A 14045-nucleotide genomic window follows, 5' to 3' on the forward strand; every position below is an offset into this window, starting at 1 on the left:
TCGACTTGCATGTATTAGGCACGCCGCCAGCGTTCGTCCTGAGCCAGGATCAAACTCTCCATAGAAAAGTTATCCTTAGCTTCTGTACGCTTTTCGCTTCGTTCAGTTTTCAAGGAACATCTTGTCGCTTTTGAAGCGACCTTTTCAATATAACATTTACGATTTTTCTTGTCAACACTTTTTTGTTTTTTCTTTTTTTCATAAGTTACTTGTTTCAATCAGCAATAAGTATATTATCAAAAACAACATACCTCGTCAACTGTTTTTTAAAAAAAATAAGGCTTGGAATTTATGATCCAAGCCCTACAACCCTCATGAATATATAATTACTCAACTAAAAACGCAAAGTATAGAATGAAAATAACGAATAAACCATACATAATTGGGTGAACTTCTTTCCCTTTACCTTTTGCAATCATTGTAATTGGATAGAAAATAAACCCGATCGCAATTCCTGTTGCAATACTATATGTTAAAGGCATTGCAATTAACGTTAAAAATGAAGGAACAGCAATTTCAAAACGATTCCACTCAATTTTCCCAAGAGATGATACCATAAGTACACCGACAATAATTAATGCTGGCGCTGTAACAGGTGCTGTTACAACAGATAGTAATGGAGAAAAGAACAAGGCAAGCAAAAATAAAATGGCTGTTACAACAGAAGCAAAACCTGTGCGCCCACCTGCTGCTACTCCAGCTGATGACTCAATGTACGATGTAGTAGTTGACGTACCTAAAATTGCCCCGACTACCGTTGCACAAGAATCCGCAAAAAGTGCTTTTCCTGCCCGTGGCAATTTATTTTCTTTTAATAAACCTGCTTGATTCGCCACAGCAACTAATGTTCCTGCTGTATCAAAGAAATCGACGAACAAGAATGTTAACACAACCGCCAACATTTTTATATTAAAAATTTGATCGAAATGTTCAAACGCTACTCCAAACGTAGGTGCAAGGCTTGGTACAGAACCTACTACCTTTGTCGGCACATCAATTAATCCCGTAATCATTCCCACAATCGCAGTAACGACCATGCCAATGAAAATTCCACCGTTGACACCACAAACCATTAAAATAACGGTAACAATTACACCGAAGATCGCCAATAATGTATTTCCATTTGTCAAATGCCCTAATCCTACGAGAACCGCATCGTTATTTACAATAATGCCTGCGTTTTGGAATCCGATAAACGTAATGAATAATCCAATCCCTGCTCCAACCGCATATTTTAAGTCTTCTGGGATCGAGTTAATAATTTTTTCACGTATACCACTTAATGTTAGTAAAATAAAAATAAGTCCAGACATTAAAACACCAGATAATGCTGTTTGCCAAGGAATGCCCATCGTCAATACAACAGTGAAAGCAAAGAAAGCATTTAATCCCATCCCCGGAGCAAGTGCAATAGGATAACGTGCTATTACCCCCATTAATAGCGATCCAACAGCGGCCGCAATCGCTGTTGCGGTAAATACAGCCCCTTGATCCATTCTCATTTCATTTGGTAAATCTGGCACCGCACTTAACGACAAAATAGACGGATTAACAAATAAAATGTAAGCCATAGATAAAAACGTCGTTAAGCCTGCAATAATCTCTCTCTTATAATTTGTACCAAGCTCATCAAATTGGAAATACTTCTTAATCAATTTCAGTCCCTCCATATGTTGTTAATAAAAAGAAAAACGCTTCTAGCAAACTACCAGAAGCGTTGACTATGATGCATAATGCACAGAACATAGAGAGGAACCAATCAGATTCCTCTCCCCACATTACACATCGTAGTCAAGCTATTTACGGTAGCTTGGTAGAGACTCTCGAGCCATATTCTCGAGATTATACGATGTATCCTCTATTTATTTTACACATACATTCTATCAAGCACATCCGACAAAGTCAAGATAAAAAACGAACATTTTTTATATAAAAAAACTTTTTGTTCGTTTTTTACTCCCATTCGATCGTTGCTGGTGGTTTGCTTGTAATATCATACACAACGCGGTTGACGTGAGGTACTTCATTAACAATACGCGTTGAAATGACTTCAAGCACATCCCAAGGAATACGTGCCCAGTCTGCTGTCATGCCATCAATTGATGTCACTGCACGAATACCGACCGTATAATCGTACGTACGAGCATCTCCCATCACTCCCACGCTACGAATGTCAGGGAGGACGGTAAAGTATTGCCAAATATCACGATCAAGACCTGCTTTTTTAATTTCTTCACGCAAAATGGCATCCGATTCACGAACGATATTTAACTTTTCTTCTGTCACTTCACCTAACACCCGAATACCAAGTCCTGGTCCTGGGAACGGCTGACGCCATACGATCTCATCCGGAATCCCTAATTCTGTACCAAGAGCACGTACTTCATCTTTAAACAGCGTGTTTAGCGGCTCAATTAATTTAAATTTCATATCTTCAGGTAAGCCGCCGACATTATGATGTGATTTAATGGTTTGAGCTGTTGCCGTTCCGCTCTCAATAATATCCGTGTAAAGTGTACCTTGTACTAAAAACTCAATGCCATCCAACTTTGCTGCTTCATCGTCAAACACGTAAATAAACTCATTCCCGATAATTTTCCGTTTTTGCTCCGGGTCACTTACACCTTTTAATTTATTTAAAAACCGCTCTTTTGCGTCTACTTTAATGACGTTCATATGGAAGCCTTCACGGAACGTTTTCATAACGCTTTCCGCTTCTCCTTTGCGAAGTAAGCCGTGATCCACAAAAATACACGTCAACTGATCACCAATAGCACGATGGACGAGAACAGCTGCTACCGATGAATCAACACCGCCACTTAAAGCGCAAAGTACTTTTTTATCACCGACAAGCTCACGAATTTTACGAACTTCGTGATCGATAAAACTTCCCATTGTCCAGTCGCCTTTGCACTCACAAACATGAAACACAAATCGTTTTAATAACTCATTTCCATATACGGAATGGCGCACTTCTGGATGAAACTGAACGGCGTAAAACTTTCTCGTTTCATCACTCATCGCGGCAATTGGGCAAGATGGGCTTGTTGCATCAACAGTGAACCCTTCCGGTGTTTTTGTCACTAAATCCCCATGACTCATCCAAACAATTTGTTCTGTCGGTAAGTCACTAAACAGTCGAGAGACGCGTTGCACCGCAATCGTTGCTTTTCCATATTCTCGGTGGGTCGCTTTTTCCACTTTTCCACCTAAATGATGCGTCATTAACTGCATTCCATAACAAATGCCTAAAATCGGAATGCCTAACTCAAAAATGGCCGGATCGCACGTAAATGCTTGTTCGTCATATACACTATTTGGGCCACCTGAAAAGACAATTCCTTTTACGTTCATTTGTTGAATTTGCTCCGCTGTAATCGTATGTGGATGCAGCTCACTGTACACACCAAACTCACGAATACGGCGTGTAATTAACTGATTATACTGACTCCCGAAATCTAAAACGACGATCATTTCCTGCTGACTCAAACAAAATCACCCCATCTACATATAATAAAAAAAGCTAGCATTCATACCCCCGCATAAAAAAACGAAGGCAGAATTCTAGCAATATAGAACACTGCCTTCGTAGTCGGGTCATTTACGGTGTCCCGGTAGAGACTCTCGAACCATATTATCGAGGATATACGAAGGTGCGCATCTTAAATTTTAGTCCATTCTACCAACTCTATTCCTCATCGGTCAAGATGCCATCTTTTTTATTAAATTTTCTAACAATTGACAACGATATGTAGCTTGCATATGATATATGAACAAAAAATTGTAGGAGAATGCACATGAATCAACCGAAAGCGCTGATCGGTTCATTTATTCAAGCGGTAGGTACTGTCACTTCGGCCGTCGGAAGCATCCCTTCTTTAAGCGATAAAAAACAGTTTGCTCTTGATTTATGGGGAAACGTGCTGCAAGCAACAGGAAACGCCCTAGAGGCAGATGCTGAAACATCCGATACATTAGGTGTATATGGAAACGAAATTCAAGCTATCGGGAACATCACCGTTATCGCTGGACTACTAAACAAAGAGGGAAATAGATTAGAAATTACAGGAAACTGGTTGCAGTCCTTAGGGGGACTTATTTCGTTTTCAGATGATTGGGGGGATAAACATTCATCCGCACTAAACCCAATCGGAAATTTACTTCAAGCGATCGGCAACGCCTTGCAGGCCATCGGCGGTATATATGAAGAAAGAGGAAATAAAACCGAAGGACAGTCGCTCGGCATCGTTGGATCATGGGTTCAAGCTATTGGATCTATTCTTTGTTTTTTAAGTCAACTAGAAAGAAAAGACTACCCCTCTTCCAATGGGGTAGTCTTTGTATGATTACATCATGCCGCCCATGTCAGGCATGCCAGGTGTGCCTTTATTTTCTTCTGGCTTATCCGCAACGACTGCTTCTGTTGTTAAGAACATAGCGGCAACAGATGCTGCGTTTTGAAGCGCAGAACGAGTAACTTTTGTTGGGTCAACAATACCCGCTTCGATCATGTCAACCCACTCGCCAGTTGCTGCGTTGAAGCCAACGCCAGGTTTTTCTGTTTTTAAGCGCTCTACGATGACAGAGCCTTCTAAACCAGCGTTTTGTGCGATTTGACGAACTGGCTCTTCGATCGCACGAAGAACGATTTTCACACCAGTTGCTTCGTCGCCTTCCGCTTCAATAGCCGCAACTTTGCTGTATACGTTCATTAACGCTGTACCACCGCCGGCAACGATACCTTCTTCAACTGCCGCACGTGTTGCGTTCAATGCGTCTTCAATGCGTAATTTGCGCTCTTTCAATTCAGTTTCAGTTGCAGCACCGACTTTAATAACCGCAACGCCACCAGCTAATTTTGCTAAGCGTTCTTGTAATTTTTCACGGTCAAATTCAGAAGTTGTTTCTTCTAATTGAGCGCGGATTTGGTTGATGCGTGCTTGAATGTCTTCTGCAAGACCAGCGCCACCAACAATTGTTGTATGTTCTTTTGTTACAACAACTTTCGCTGCACGACCAAGTGAAGCAATTGTTGTTGATTTCAATTCACGACCTAATTCTTCTGTGATGACTTCACCGCCTGTTAAGATCGCGATATCTTGAAGCATCGCTTTACGACGGTCACCGAAGCCAGGCGCTTTTACTGCAACTGCTGTGAATGTACCGCGAAGTTTGTTTACAACTAATGTTGCAAGCGCTTCGCCTTCTACATCTTCAGCAATGATTAATAATGGTTTACCTTGTTGAACAACTTGTTCTAATACAGGAAGAAGTTCTTGAATGCTTGAAACTTTTTTATCTGTAATTAAGATGTATGGATTTTCTAATACAGCTTCCATTTTGTCAGAATCCGTAATCATGTATGGAGATACATAACCACGGTCAAATTGCATACCTTCCACAACATCTAATTCTGTTGTGAAGCCTTTAGACTCTTCTAATGTAATTACGCCGTCTTTTCCAACGCGTTCCATTGCTTCTGCGATTAATTGACCAACTTCTTCGTCAGCCGCAGAAATCGCTGCAACTTGAGCGATTGAGTCTTTGCCTTCAATTGGTTTAGAGATTGCTTTTAATTCTTCTACTGCAACAGCAACAGCTTTTTCAATACCTTTGCGAATACCCATTGGGTTCGCACCAGCTGTTACGTTTTTCAATCCTTCACGAATCATCGCTTGCGCTAATACAGTCGCTGTTGTTGTACCGTCACCAGCAACATCGTTTGTTTTGCTTGCTACTTCCGCAACAAGCTTCGCACCCATATTTTCAAACGGATCTTCTAATTCGATTTCTTTTGCGATTGTTACACCGTCATTTGTAATTAATGGAGAACCAAATTTTTTCTCTAATACAACGTTACGACCTTTTGGACCTAATGTTACTTTTACTGCATCAGCTAATTTATCTACACCGCGTAACATCGCACGACGAGCTTCTTCGCTGAATTTAATTTCTTTTGCCATACATCTTACCCCCTTGATGATAATTTTTGTTAAGTATTTTTGTATGCTTTATATGTTATCAGGCGAACGATTAACCAATCACAGCTAAAATGTCGCTTTCACGTAAGATTAAGTATTCTTTTCCATCATATTTTACTTCTGTACCCGCATATTTTGAGAAGATGATGCGGTCACCAACGCTTACTTCTGGAGCTACGCGCTCACCATTGTCAAGAACGCGACCTGAACCAACTGCAACAACTTTTCCTTCTTGTGGTTTTTCTTTCGCTGTGTCTGGTAAAACAATTCCGCTCGCTGTTTTTTCTTCAGTTTGAATTAATTCAATGACAATACGATCACCTAGTGGCTTCAACACGGCAAACGACCTCCTTAATTAGATTTTCGTTCCGTTATTAGCACTCATCATCATTGAGTGCTAACACACTTATTATATTAATGAACTTTTTTCAATTTTGCAAGTAGGAAGTTAAAAATTTTTCACTAAATCTTTCCCTTTTTCATTATGTCTTTCCTTTCGAAATTCATACAAAAAATATGGTAAAATGAAAAAGTACTCATTTTGTCAAAAGGGGTTGAACACGTGAAAAAGCAATATTGGTATGTCATTATTACATACATCGCCATGCAGTTATCTAGTTTAATTGGCGTTCCTTTGCTTGCACATAGCGGATTTGTTGACGCATCAAATAAAGAAGTCGCTCTATCCATTGCCTCAGGTTATTGGGCTGTCATTAGCTTCTCGATCGCTTTTCTTTTCGTTCTTTATTTCATGAGAGAAGATATGAAATACTCGTACGATCGCCATCAAGCATCTATCGGAACGTCAATTTTTTGGGGAATTGGCGGGTTCTTTCTTGCCCTTTTCGCTCAAGGCATCGCAGCAAATATTGAGATGCACGTATTTGGCGTCGAGATGGGGTCCGAAAATACGAGACGCATTGTTGAGATGGTGAAACTAACACCAGCGCTTATGCTCGTCACTTCGATCGTCGGACCGATTTTAGAAGAAATCATTTTTCGAAAAATTATTTTTGGAACGCTGTATCAAAAATATAACTTTTTCTTATCAGCAACTGTCAGTTCCCTTTTATTTGCTGTCGTTCATTTAGAGTTTGAACATTTGCTTCTTTATGCAACGATGGGATTTGTATTTGCTTTCTTATATGTGAAAACAAAGCGTATTCTCGTCCCTATTGCAGCACATGTACTGATGAATACATTTGTCGTTGCTATTCAAACGTTATTTGCTGAAGAAATTGAAAAGATAATGAAAGAAGCAGAACAAATGCAATTCGTGATTTGGAGGCTGTTTTCATGAAGTCTGAGCCGTTGTTTTACTTTTTGATGGGCATTTTATTCACTTATTTTGCTGTTGATAGTGCTGACGATGGCATTTGGGACGTCACAACGATGCTATTTATTCTTATTGCTACATTAGATTTTGGCACCGCTATTCGTTCTTTATTGAAAAAAACCTCCCGCTCGTAAATGGGAGGTTTACTCATTTCCGTAATGTTTTAAAAAGTAAACAAGTGACTGCAATTCGACCGCTAAATCAATATGATGAACACGAATGTGTTCAGGTACATGCAGACGAGCAGGCGTGAAGTTTAAAATCCCTTTAATGCCTTTTTGGACAAGCCGATCGGTAATCGGTTGGGCAACTTGGGCTGGAACGGTTAAAATGGCTACCGTAATCCCACCTAGTTTTTCTTCCAATTCATCTAAATGATAAACAGGCACTCCTCCTACTTCCGTTCCTACTTTATCTGGATCTACATCGAATGCCATCACAATTTTCGTATTATTGTTTTTGCTAAAATTGTAATTTAAAAATGCCGTACCTAAATTACCGACACCGAACAACGCTACTTCTGTCGTTTCATCTTGATCCAACGTTTTTCTGAAAAACGACAGCAAATAATTTACATTATAACCGTATCCTTTTTTTCCAAGCGCACCAAAGTATGAAAAATCACGGCGAATCGTTGCTGAATCGACTTTTACGGCTTCACTTAACTCCGCTGAAGATACACGCTGCTTTCCTGATGCATGCAAGTTTTTCAAAAAACGATAATACAACGGTAGTCGCTTTGCGGTCGCCTGCGGAATTTTTGGTTGTTCATTATTCACGAGTCAATCCCCCACATTTCCTTTCACAAATAGTTAGCGCTTTCATTTTTCTCTCCTATACGTCTGAAAAGTTCTCCCCACTTTTAAACTATACACTATTTTTTTCATTCTGTCTTTCCTTTGTACCCTTTATTATTATTTTTGTCAAATTTGTTATTCGCACACTAGTGTTGCCGAACATCAAGAAAGTACGTTACACTATCAAAAGAAGATTGAGGTGAAAAATGATGATCATTTTACAAGTAAATCAACTATCCAAATCATATGGGGCGGAACAAGTTTTATCAGACATTAAGCTTGAAATACAAGAAAAAGACCGTATCGCGTTAGTTGGAAGAAATGGTGCAGGAAAATCGACATTATTAAAAATCATTGCCGGCCAATTGTCATATGACACAGGGGAAGTGATTAAACCGAAACACGTAACAATTGGCTACTTAGATCAATATACTGGTTTGCACGCCCATCGCTCCATTTGGGAAGAAATGCTCGATGTGTTTGCCCCGCTTCAACAAATGGAAAAACAATTGCGTGACCTAGAACAACAAATGAGCTTGCACGGTGCCGACTATGAGCGCTTACTTGAGCATTACGACCGTTTACAAACGGAATTTAAAGAAAAAGGTGGCTATCAATATGAAGCCGATATTCGTTCTGTGCTTCATGGCCTCCGCTTTTCTCAGTATGACTACACAACAAAAGTATCCACGTTAAGCGGTGGACAGCGAACGCGGCTAGCGCTCGGCAAACTGCTTCTAGCTAAACCAGATTTGTTGATTTTAGACGAACCAACAAACCATTTAGATATGGAAACATTGCAATGGCTTGAACAATATTTAAAAAATTATGATGGGGCCATTCTTATCGTCTCACACGATCGCTATTTTCTTGACCAAATCGTGACACAAGTGTATGAATTATCACGCACAAAAATAAAAAAATACGCTGGAAACTATACAAGTTATTTACAGCAACGGGCGGAACAATTTGAACAACAATTGAAACTGTACGAAAAACAACAAGAAGAAATTTCAAAATTGAAAGATTTTATTCAACGAAATATTGCCCGTGCATCGACAACAAAGCGAGCTCAAAGCAGAAGAAAACAACTAGAAAAAATGAATATCATTGAAAAGCCGCTCGGTGATGAAAAATCGGCATCGTTTCGCTTCGAAATTGAACGCCCAAGCGGAAATGACGTATTAACAGCTACCAATTTAGCCATTGGTTATGATCAAATCATCGCAACAAACCTCTCATTTCGTGTCACTCGCGGTGATAGCATCGCACTTATTGGGCCAAATGGAATTGGAAAATCGACTCTTTTAAAAACGATCATTAAGCAACTCCCTGTAAAACATGGGGAACTACGCTACGGAACAAATGTACAAATTGGGTATTACGATCAAGAACAAGCTCAATTAACATCGAACAAACGTGTCATCGATGAACTATGGGATGAAGATCGATTAAAGACGGAAAAAGAAATTCGCACGATTCTCGGAAACTTTTTATTTTCTGGTGACGATGTATTGAAGCCAGTGCAAACATTAAGCGGCGGTGAAAAAGCCCGGCTCGCTCTCGCCAAACTAATGATGAAAAAAGCCAACGTATTAGTGTTAGACGAACCGACAAACCATTTAGATTTAGACAGCAAAGAAGTGCTAGAACAAGCGCTTATTGAATACCCAGGAACAATTATCTTCGTTTCTCACGACCGTTATTTTATTAACAAAATCGCAACAAAAATATACGAGTTATCCACAGACGGTCTCATTGAATATTTAGGGGACTACGATTATTACGTGGCGAAAAAAGCAGAGCTACTCGAACTTGGACAAATCGCTCAAGAGACAACAACGGACGAATCATCGTCACTAAAACGCTCATATGAAGAAGAAAAAGAACGAAAAAAATTAGAGAGACAACGAAAACGAAAAATAGAGCAGCTAGAAATAGAAATGGAACAACTCGAGCAACAAATTGCAACGTATGAACAACAATTATATGATCCTTCCTGCTACAACGACTATGAAAAAGCCCGAGATACACAAGCGAAAATTGAACAACTGAAACAAAAATTCGATGAATTATTCGAACAATGGGAACTTTTACAACAATAATGATGAGCTAGCTCCATTTGTGGACTAGCTCATCTTTTTACACAAACATATCCACAGAAAAAACATCTAAATATAAGTTATTCACGCACTTTTCCACATTATCCACAATACAATTAAAAAATTTGTCTATTTCTTTGTGGTTAACTCGTTATGATAAAATAACATATATTACACGTTTTCCACATTATCCACAAACATATGGATAAAATAATCCACAAAAAAATGCCCCTGTTCACAGGGACACGGACTACAACAGTAGACTTGGATTCGCATTTAACGCCATGGTCGCGCGCTTTCCTTGTTGAAATAATACTGTCCCAGCTGCCGCAATCATCGCCGCATTATCTGTACAAAGGGACAATGGCGGAATGACAAGTTCTACCTCTGGTAATTGCTCAACTTGTTTTTGTAATTGTGTGCGCAATCCTTCATTTGCTGCGACACCACCAGCTAGCAATATTTGTTTCACGTCGTAATGCGCAGCTGCTTGTATCGTTTTTCCTACTAATACTTCAACAACACTTGTCTGAAAACTTGCTGCCATATCTTCAGGCAAAATTGTTTCTCCACGCTGTTTTGCATTGTGCAACGTATTAATGACCGCTGATTTTAATCCACTAAAACTAAAATCATACGAACCTTCTTCTAACCACACACGAGGCAAATCAACGGTCGGTTTTCCTTGTTTGGCCAAACGATCAATATGAGGACCTCCCGGATAAGGTAACTGTAACGCGCGTGCAACTTTGTCATACGCTTCCCCAGCCGCATCGTCTCGCGTCTCACCAATGACTTCAAACACTCCATGCTCTTTCATATAAATGAGCTCGGTATGCCCTCCTGACACAACAAGAGCTAATAGCGGAAATTTCATTTCTTGTACAAGTTGATTTGCATAAATATGCCCTGCGATATGATGCACACCAACAAGAGGAATGCGATGCGCAAAAGCTAATGCTTTCGCAGCGTTCACACCAATCAATAGCGCTCCAACTAATCCCGGACCTTCTGTTACCGCAATTGCATCAATTTCGCTAACATCCATATTTGCCTGCTTCATCGTTTCTTCTAACACGAGCGTGATTTGCTCAACATGGTGACGCGATGCAATTTCAGGAACGACCCCACCAAATCGTTGATGACTTTCCATTTGTGAGGAAACAACGTTAGCTACAATTTCACGTCCATTTTTCACAATGGCAGCTGCTGTTTCATCACAGCTTGTCTCAATTCCAAGCACAAATATATCTTTTTCACTCATAATTTCACCCACATTACTAATGCATCTTCTTGGTTATCTGAATAGTATCGCTTACGAATACCGCCATTTAAAAAGCCAAGCTTTCGATATAATGATTGTGCAACGGTATTCGACACCCGCACTTCCAATGTCATCGTTTGGGCTCCTTCTTCTCTCGCTAACGCCATCGCCTGTTTCATTAGCGCTTCTCCTAATTTTTTACCACGAAATTCCGGCAACACCGCAATGTTTGTAATATGCGCTTCATCCATCACTAACCACATGCCACAATAACCAATAATTTGTCCATCATGCTCCATCACAATGTAACGAGCATATCGATTATTTGTCAACTCTTGATAAAAGGAAGAACGACTCCATGGGAGCGTAAATGAAAGCTGTTCGATTTCCACAATGCGATCGAGATCTTGAAGCGTCATAAACCGAAAAGAAACATTCACTTATCATTCCGTCCTTTCTTGCTGACGAGCAAGCCAATTCGCTTCCGCCTCTGCTAAACGAATATAGTTTGGCACAAATGTATGAATGTCTTCCGGCTCGCGATTTATTCCTAACCACGCGAGCTCACTTGGACGTGGATTGTGAAGTGTCGCTGGAGCTACTTGAACACGATCTAGCGTTTCAACAAATGTTGCTTCATGTAGCGAACTATCGTTTCCAACTAATAAAATCGGTTCATTATATGCTTTTAATTCATTTGCCCACTCTGTAGCTAAAATGACTTGATCAGCTACGATCGATTGCACGCAATCTCCTTCCACTTTGTAAAGACCTGTATAAATTTGTCCTCGCCGCGCGTCCATTAACGGAACAACGAGACCTTGAAAATATTTTGCGCTTGCTGCCATCACTTCTAAACTTGATACGCCGACAAGCGGAATATTTAGCGTCCAAGCAAGCGTTTTAGCAATTGTCACCCCAATGCGAACACCTGTATATGATCCAGGACCTTTCGCAACAACAATTCGCTCAAGATCTTTTGGACTCATGTCACATTCTTGAAGCAGTGCCTCAATCGCAGGCATGACTCGTATCGAATGATTTTTTTTCAAATTTGTAATGATTTCCCCTTTAACAATTTGTCCATCAACAACAGCGATCCCCATAACAAATGTCGATGTATCAATGGCTAACACTTTCATCGCTAAAAATCTCCTTACATAACTGTTCATAACGTTGACCAATTGGAGAAAAATGAATAATTCGACTTTCTCCATCAGCATGGTGAATAGTAATATGTAAACGTTCAGTTGGTAAATATGGCTCAATGACATGCGCCCATTCGACAACTGTTACACCATCACCGAAAAAATATTCATCAAAACCTAAATCTTCTTCACTTTCTGCTAAACGATATACATCCATATGATACAAAGGAAGATGCCCTTCGTATTGTTTAATAATATTAAAAGTCGGGCTGCTGACATTGCGGTTAATTCCTAATCCTTTTGCTAGTCCTTTCGTAAACGTTGTTTTTCCTGCTCCTAAATCACCTTCTAACGTAATAACGTCTTGTGGCTGAACGTACCGAGCAAGTTTCATTGCTAATGCGAACGTATCTTCAGGATGATGTGATACATATTCATATGTTTTCATCGTTCATTCCCCTAATTAAATAAAATCAACATACAAAAAAGACCTTAGGATCGCTCTCCTAAGGAAATGCTACACATATAAGTGTACACGAAAACAAAACATAAAGCAAAAAAGGCATAAAAAAATACGAAACTTATATCGTTTCGTTTCATTGGTTGCGGGGGCAGGATTTGAACCTGCGACCTTCGGGTTATGAGCCCGACGAGCTACCTGGCTGCTCCACCCCGCGATGATAGGAATAGAAACATATTTAGTGAAACACATCGAAACAATTGGCCGTCCCGCTCTCTGTAAGTTTAATCAAGTAGCAACTCGAGCGGTACGCTGATGTAATTTCTAGGATGTGGATTCGTTCGTGCTCCACCCCAACATCAAACTAATTTTCTTGATAAATACAATAATGCCCGGCAACGTCCTACTCTCGCAGGCGGTGTCCCGCCAACTACCATCGGCGCTGGAGAGCTTAACTTCCGTGTTCGGGATGGGAACGGGTGTGACCTCTCCGCTATCGTCACCGAGCAAACATGCTTTAGACAAATGTTATTATAAAGGAATATTTTTTGTTGTCAAGCATTTTTTATTCCTTCAAAACTAGATAACAGGTGTTGTATTGTCTAGCTTCGAACTAACCCCCTCCTACGCCTTCGCTTTTTCCGTTCGACGTGCACGCACGTCTTCGTCAAAAGCTTTTGGCTCCGTCGGATGTTTTCTTGACTACGTCAAGAACCGTTCTCCGCTTTTCTTATTGTCTAGCTTCGGCTCCTAGCCCCTCGAACCGCTTCAGTCCTGCTGTGGCGGCAACAGCCTCCTCGCAGGCCTTTCGCGTTCTTCGTGGCTGAACAGTCGCCTACGCTTTTCTTGTGTGTTTAGTTAAGTCCTCGATCGATTAGTATCCGTCAGCTGCACGTGTCGCCACGCTTCCACCTCGGACCTATCTACCTTGTCATCTTCAAGGGATCTTACTCGCTT

General features: G+C 40.3%; 13 protein-coding genes, 1 tRNA gene, 3 rRNA genes and 2 riboswitches. Of the genes, 4 read left to right on the forward strand and 13 right to left on the reverse strand.

What is annotated here, in order from left to right; genetic code table 11:
• The 3 genes from K1I43_RS14970 to guaA form a co-directional block, all read right to left on the reverse strand.
• A 16S ribosomal RNA gene (locus K1I43_RS14970) occupies nucleotides 1–65 on the reverse strand; the annotation flags it as partial.
• 261 nt (nucleotides 66–326) lie between these two features.
• Complete coding sequence (locus tag K1I43_RS14975; RefSeq protein WP_168707737.1) at nucleotides 327–1652, reverse strand: NCS2 family permease; 1326 nt, start codon at nucleotides 1650–1652, stop codon at nucleotides 327–329.
• Between the two features lie 116 nt (nucleotides 1653–1768).
• Nucleotides 1769–1870, reverse strand: a riboswitch (purine riboswitch).
• An 83-nt stretch (nucleotides 1871–1953) separates the two neighbouring features.
• Complete coding sequence (gene guaA, locus K1I43_RS14980) at nucleotides 1954–3474, reverse strand: glutamine-hydrolyzing GMP synthase (protein WP_136260470.1); 1521 nt, start codon at nucleotides 3472–3474, stop codon at nucleotides 1954–1956.
• Nucleotides 3475–3569: 95 nt separating this feature from the next.
• Nucleotides 3570–3671, reverse strand: a riboswitch (purine riboswitch).
• Nucleotides 3672–3797: 126 nt separating this feature from the next.
• On the opposite strand from guaA, the gene K1I43_RS14985 reads away from it, so the two are divergent.
• A complete protein-coding gene (locus tag K1I43_RS14985; RefSeq protein ID WP_136260468.1) occupies nucleotides 3798–4346 on the forward strand; it encodes a DUF6944 family repetitive protein in 549 nt (182 codons plus the stop codon).
• Here the strand turns inward: K1I43_RS14985 and groL are convergent, their stop codons facing one another.
• A complete protein-coding gene (gene groL / locus K1I43_RS14990; protein WP_042895864.1) occupies nucleotides 4347–5963 on the reverse strand; it encodes a chaperonin GroEL in 1617 nt (538 codons plus the stop codon).
• Nucleotides 5964–6033: 70 nt separating this feature from the next.
• On the reverse strand, nucleotides 6034–6318 hold the full coding sequence (gene groES, locus K1I43_RS14995) for a co-chaperone GroES (RefSeq protein WP_004888755.1): 285 nt from the start codon (nucleotides 6316–6318) through the stop codon (nucleotides 6034–6036).
• Nucleotides 6319–6543: 225 nt separating this feature from the next.
• Here groES and K1I43_RS15000 point away from each other — a divergent pair, with 225 nt between their 5' ends.
• Complete coding sequence (locus K1I43_RS15000) at nucleotides 6544–7281, forward strand: CPBP family intramembrane glutamic endopeptidase (RefSeq protein ID WP_009362637.1); 738 nt, start codon at nucleotides 6544–6546, stop codon at nucleotides 7279–7281.
• Nucleotides 7278–7451 carry a YdiK family protein gene (locus K1I43_RS15005; RefSeq protein WP_009362636.1) on the forward strand — a complete coding sequence of 58 codons (174 nt, stop codon included), beginning with the start codon at nucleotides 7278–7280 and terminating at the stop codon, nucleotides 7449–7451. The genes K1I43_RS15000 and K1I43_RS15005 overlap by 4 nt, the downstream gene beginning before the upstream one ends.
• A 9-nt stretch (nucleotides 7452–7460) precedes the next feature.
• Here K1I43_RS15005 and K1I43_RS15010 read toward each other — a convergent pair whose 3' ends face one another.
• Nucleotides 7461–8096 (reverse strand): redox-sensing transcriptional repressor Rex, encoded by a 636-nt coding sequence (locus tag K1I43_RS15010; RefSeq protein ID WP_009362635.1) that lies wholly within the window; start codon nucleotides 8094–8096, stop codon nucleotides 7461–7463.
• 227 nt (nucleotides 8097–8323) lie between these two features.
• Here K1I43_RS15010 and K1I43_RS15015 point away from each other — a divergent pair, with 227 nt between their 5' ends.
• Nucleotides 8324–10219 carry an ABC-F family ATP-binding cassette domain-containing protein gene (locus K1I43_RS15015; RefSeq protein ID WP_136260469.1) on the forward strand — a complete coding sequence of 632 codons (1896 nt, stop codon included), beginning with the start codon at nucleotides 8324–8326 and terminating at the stop codon, nucleotides 10217–10219.
• 247 nt (nucleotides 10220–10466) lie between these two features.
• Here the strand turns inward: K1I43_RS15015 and tsaD are convergent, their stop codons facing one another.
• From tsaD to K1I43_RS15050, 7 genes are all read right to left on the reverse strand, one after another.
• Nucleotides 10467–11480 (reverse strand): tRNA (adenosine(37)-N6)-threonylcarbamoyltransferase complex transferase subunit TsaD, encoded by a 1014-nt coding sequence (gene tsaD, locus K1I43_RS15020; protein ID WP_033383542.1) that lies wholly within the window; start codon nucleotides 11478–11480, stop codon nucleotides 10467–10469.
• The gene (rimI, locus tag K1I43_RS15025) at nucleotides 11477–11920 is read right to left on the reverse strand and encodes a ribosomal protein S18-alanine N-acetyltransferase (RefSeq protein ID WP_009362632.1); all 444 of its coding nucleotides are present in this window, start codon (nucleotides 11918–11920) and stop codon (nucleotides 11477–11479) included. The genes tsaD and rimI overlap by 4 nt, the downstream gene beginning before the upstream one ends.
• Before the next feature lie 3 nt (nucleotides 11921–11923).
• Entirely contained in the window at nucleotides 11924–12622 is a 699-nt protein-coding gene (gene tsaB / locus K1I43_RS15030; protein ID WP_009362631.1) for a tRNA (adenosine(37)-N6)-threonylcarbamoyltransferase complex dimerization subunit type 1 TsaB, read from the reverse strand.
• Nucleotides 12603–13076: a tRNA (adenosine(37)-N6)-threonylcarbamoyltransferase complex ATPase subunit type 1 TsaE gene (gene tsaE, locus K1I43_RS15035; protein WP_019418130.1), complete on the reverse strand. Its 474-nt coding sequence runs from the start codon at nucleotides 13074–13076 to the stop codon at nucleotides 12603–12605. Before tsaE ends, tsaB begins: the two co-directional genes overlap by 20 nt.
• Nucleotides 13077–13228: 152 nt before the next feature.
• Nucleotides 13229–13305: transfer RNA gene (locus K1I43_RS15040), tRNA-Met, on the reverse strand.
• A 173-nt stretch (nucleotides 13306–13478) separates the two neighbouring features.
• Nucleotides 13479–13595: ribosomal RNA gene (gene rrf, locus K1I43_RS15045) — 5S ribosomal RNA — on the reverse strand.
• A gap of 347 nt (nucleotides 13596–13942) precedes the next feature.
• Nucleotides 13943–14045: ribosomal RNA gene (locus tag K1I43_RS15050) — 23S ribosomal RNA — on the reverse strand; the annotation flags it as partial.

Origin of the sequence: Anoxybacillus sp. ST70, from assembly GCF_019553625.1 — a bacterium.
Taxonomy (GTDB): Bacteria; Bacillota; Bacilli; order Bacillales; family Anoxybacillaceae; genus Anoxybacillus; species Anoxybacillus gonensis.